Here is a 3655-nt window from a genome sequence, read left to right on the forward strand (position 1 = left end):
GGGGGCGGCGTGGCCGGCAGCGGTGGTGGTGGCGGCGCTGCCTGCCGCGGCGGCGCCGGCACGAAGGATTCCGGCGCATGGGCCGCCACGGGAGAAGGTGCTGCCGCAGCCCGCGGTCGCTCCATGGCAGGCGCGTCCGTTGCCGGAACGGGGGCGGGCCCGGGCGGTGGCGCGGCAGCGCGCGGCGATTGCGACACATCGGCCAGTGCGACCTCAAGCGCAGCGACCCGGCGCCGCAGGCCGGCGATCATCACCAGCGCGACCACCAGCAGCAGCGGAATCGCCAGCAGTATCAATACGACCAGGGCTATCAGTGCTTCCATTGCGTGCCTTCCCATGCGATCCCGCGCCCCTGCGGCGGCGGTCGGACCGCCCCATGCTACGACAGGGCCGGTCCCTCAAACGACGAACCCCGGCCAGGCCGGGGTTCGTGCGCGATCTTCGCCGGCCTTACTTGGCGGCGACGACCCTGGCCATTTCCAGGCACTTGTTGGAGTAGCCCCACTCGTTGTCGTACCACGACACGAGCTTGACGAAGGTACCGTCCAGGGCAATGCCGGCTTCGGCATCGAACACCGACGTGTGGGTCTCACCGCGGAAGTCGGTGGCCACGACCTTGTCTTCGGTGTAGCCGAGGATGCCCTTCAGCGCGCCTTCGCTCTGTGCCTTCACTTCGGCGCAGATCTCGGCGTAGGTGGCTTCCTTTTCCAGCTCGACGGTCAGGTCGACCACCGACACGTCCGAGGTCGGCACGCGGAAGCTCATGCCGGTGAGCTTCTTGTTCAGTTCCGGAATGACCACGCCGACCGCCTTGGCCGCACCGGTGGAGGACGGAATGATGTTCTCCAGGATGCCGCGGCCGCCGCGCCAGTCCTTGTTGGACGGGCCGTCAACGGTCTTCTGGGTGGCCGTGGCGGCGTGCACGGTGGTCATCAGGCCACGCTTGATGCCCCACTTGTCGTTGATGACCTTGGCCAGCGGGGCCAGGCAGTTGGTGGTGCACGAGGCGTTGGAGATGATCGCCTGGCCGGCGTAGGTCTTGTCATTCACGCCGAACACGAACATCGGCGTATCGTCCTTGGACGGGGCGGACAGGATGACCTTCTTGGCGCCGGCATCGATGTGCTTCTGCGCGGTTTCCTTGGTCAGGAACAGACCGGTGGACTCGATGACCACGTCCACGCCCACTTCGTCCCACTTCAGGTTGGCCGGATCGCGTTCCTGGGTCAGGCGGATCTTCTTGCCGTTGACCAGCAGGTCGTTGCCCTGCACCGACACGTCAGCCTTGAAGCGACCGTGCACGGAGTCGTACTTGAGCATGTAGGCCAGGTAATCCGGCTCCAGCAGATCGTTGATGGCCACGATTTCGATGTCGTCGCCGAAGTTCAGCACCGCCGAGCGCAGGACGTTACGCCCGATGCGACCGAAACCGTTGATACCAACCTTGATTGCCATTTCTCAAGCTCCTGCAGCCGCGACGGGTGCGGCGGGGTGGATAGGGCCCACAAGTCTAGCAGGCCCGGCCTGGCCACCGCCGGCCAGACCGGGCCGGTGGCGGGCGGGCTGGCCGGATTTGATCCGGATCAAAGCGTTAGCGCGGCGTGAGGCCGAGACTGGCCCCATCCACCCCGCAACGAGAACACCCCCATGCGCAAGACCTCTCCCCTGATCGTGGCCAGCCTGGCCGCCGCCCTGTCCCTCGCCGCCGCCCCGGCGATGGCCCAGTCCAAGGGCGACTGGACCCTTTCGGCCGGCGTGCACCAGGTGGCACCGAAGTCGAACAACGGCTGGCTGGCCGGTGGCACGCTGAAGGTCGACGTCGACAACGACGTCAAGCCGACCATCACCGGCGAGTACTTCATCGCTGACAACCTGGGCATCGAAGTGCTGGCGGCACTGCCGTTCAAGCACGACATCAACATCAACGGCCTCGGCCGTGTCGGCAGCACCAAGCAGCTGCCGCCGGTGGTGACCGTGCAGTACCACTTCAACAGCAAGGGCAAGGTGTCGCCGTTCATCGGTGCGGGCGTGAACTACACGACCTTCTTCAGCGAAGACACCACGGGCGCGCTCAAGGACAGCCGGCTGAAGCTGCAGGACTCCTGGGGTCTGGCCGCGCACGCCGGCGTGGACTTCGCGATCGGCGAGAAGGGCGCGCTGCGCGTGGACATGCGCTGGATCGACATCGACAGCAAGGTGAAGCTGGACGGCCAGAAGATCGGTACGGTCAACATCGATCCGCTGGTCTACGGCGCCTCCTACGTCTTCAAGTTCTGAGCGCTGCCTCCGGCGTGGCGGGCCTGCCCCGCCCTCCGGCCAACCGCTGAACCCTCCGCAGCATGTTGCCCCGGTGATCGCCGGGACTTTTTTCGGCTTACCCATCCGTGGCCACCTCGACCCGGTTGCGCCCGGACGCCTTGGCCCGATACAGCGCGGCATCCGCACGCGCCAGTGCCTGCTCCAACGAATCGGCGCCATCGTCATGCCACCGCGCCACACCAATACTGACGCTCACCACCGGCGCGGCGTCCGAATCGGCATGGGCGATCGCCAGCGCCTGGACCTGCTGACGCATCCGCTCGAACGGCGCGGTTTCCGGCTCGCCTGGCGACCATTGCCCCAGCGCCACGAACTCCTCACCGCCGTACCGCGCCACCACCGAGTCAGCGCCGCGAAGCTGCGCGGCCAGCGTCACCGCCACCGCATGCAGGACCGCATCGCCCGCCGGGTGACCATGATGGTCGTTGTAGCGCTTGAAGTAGTCGATGTCGATCATCGCGATGCGCAAGGCGCCACGCGCGTGCGGCCGGCGGAGATAACGCTGGAAGATCTGGTTGGCACGACGATCGAATGCGCGCCGGTTGAGCAATCCGGTCAATCCGTCGTGGTTGGCCAGTGCATCCAGCCGCTGCTCGGCGCGCCAGGTTGCACGCGCCTGCCTTTCCAGGATGTAACTACCGAAGATGCCAGCCAGGTTGCTGGCCAGCACGAACGTCACGCTCTGCAGCATCTGCGCCCAGTGCCGGCCGACCTGCAGCTCCGCCAGCACGAACGCCGATGCGATCAGGGTTCCGGTCAGCGTGGCGGCGCCGAAGCGCAGGCCACACAGGAAGTAGTTCAGCAGCAGGAACAGGCTGACGCCTTCATAGGGATAATCCACGCCGGCGCGATGCGCCGTCCAGATCATCGTCACCAGCGCCAGCCCGCTGATCAGCACAGCACCGCCCCCCAGCCACTGCAGATGGCGGCGGAACGCCGGGACGAAGGTGAGTGCTACCGCCACCAGCAGTACCGGCAGCAGCAGCCCGAGCCGCCAGCGCAGCACCTGTGCATGCACATCCGGCGGAAGCCAGAAATGGTCCAGCACGGCAAAGCCAACTGAAAAGATGCCGGCAACGGCACAGGCCCAGCGCATCCGCCAGACCACCTGTTCATCGAACGCGCGGGCAAAGCCGTCGTCCGCATGTACTGCCGTGATGCGCCGGTCCGTGATGCTCATCGCGATGTCCCCGCCCGTGGCCGCGCCACCGTAACGGTCCGCGCATCAAGGGCGCGTGGCGAGCGGCCATGCTGGATCAAACGCGTCCGGCCGCCGCCCCGCTAGAATGCCGGCATGAAAGCCCTGCATTCCCTGTTCCTCGCCGCCGCGATCGCG

Annotated in this window: 3 protein-coding genes and 1 pseudogene; 1 reads left to right on the plus strand and 3 read right to left on the minus strand. The window is 66.7% G+C overall.

What is annotated here, in order from left to right:
* Window positions 1–323: pseudogene (locus tag QMZ25_RS19040) on the minus strand (DUF2339 domain-containing protein); the annotation flags it as partial.
* A 127-nt stretch (window positions 324–450) separates the two neighbouring features.
* Window positions 451–1455, minus strand: a complete 1005-nt coding sequence (gene gap / locus QMZ25_RS19045; protein ID WP_053518489.1) for a type I glyceraldehyde-3-phosphate dehydrogenase — start codon at window positions 1453–1455, stop codon at window positions 451–453.
* 192 nt (window positions 1456–1647) lie between these two features.
* Here gap and QMZ25_RS19050 point away from each other — a divergent pair, with 192 nt between their 5' ends.
* Entirely contained in the window at window positions 1648–2277 is a 630-nt protein-coding gene (locus QMZ25_RS19050; protein WP_053518487.1) for an OmpW family outer membrane protein, read from the plus strand.
* A 97-nt stretch (window positions 2278–2374) separates the two neighbouring features.
* Here the strand turns inward: QMZ25_RS19050 and QMZ25_RS19055 are convergent, their stop codons facing one another.
* Window positions 2375–3499 carry a GGDEF domain-containing protein gene (locus QMZ25_RS19055; RefSeq protein WP_283220133.1) on the minus strand — a complete coding sequence of 375 codons (1125 nt, stop codon included), beginning with the start codon at window positions 3497–3499 and terminating at the stop codon, window positions 2375–2377.
* Between the last annotated feature and the right edge of the window lie 156 nt (window positions 3500–3655).

The organism is Stenotrophomonas sp. RS-48 (assembly GCF_030053245.1).
GTDB classification, from domain to species: domain Bacteria; phylum Pseudomonadota; class Gammaproteobacteria; order Xanthomonadales; family Xanthomonadaceae; genus Stenotrophomonas; species Stenotrophomonas maltophilia_P.